This is a genomic window from Chryseobacterium sp. HNCC26DJ241 (assembly GCF_057180505.1).
The window spans coordinates 1-296 of record NZ_JBXUGL010000096.1 but is presented as its reverse complement, the minus strand read 5'-3'; the positions used below and the strand labels follow the sequence as shown (position 1 = coordinate 296).

At 34.5% G+C, this 296-nt stretch carries 1 protein-coding gene; it reads left to right on the top strand.

All coding sequences use genetic code 11. The features are described from left to right. Positions 1-296: transposase family protein (locus tag AC2A1C_RS15895; protein ID WP_484026914.1), on the top strand; the 296-nt coding region annotated here is incomplete at both ends.

Here is a 296-nt window from a genome sequence, read left to right as displayed (position 1 = left end):
CAACGTAAATACTATTCTGGCAAAAAGAAACGACACACAATAAAGAGCCAAATAGTGGTGGATAAGTTAACAAAAGAAGTGATCTGTATTGTTCAAAGCCATGGAAAAAAGCATGACTTTAGATTGTTCAAAGAAAGTAAAACGCACATTCATCCTCAAACAAAATTACTTGTAGATACAGGTTATCTTGGAATTCTCAAACGACATATGAATACGGAAATACCAAAGAAGAAAACCAAGAAAAAGCCTTTAACAAAGGCTGACAAAGAAAAGAACCGGGAGATTTCTTCCCAAAG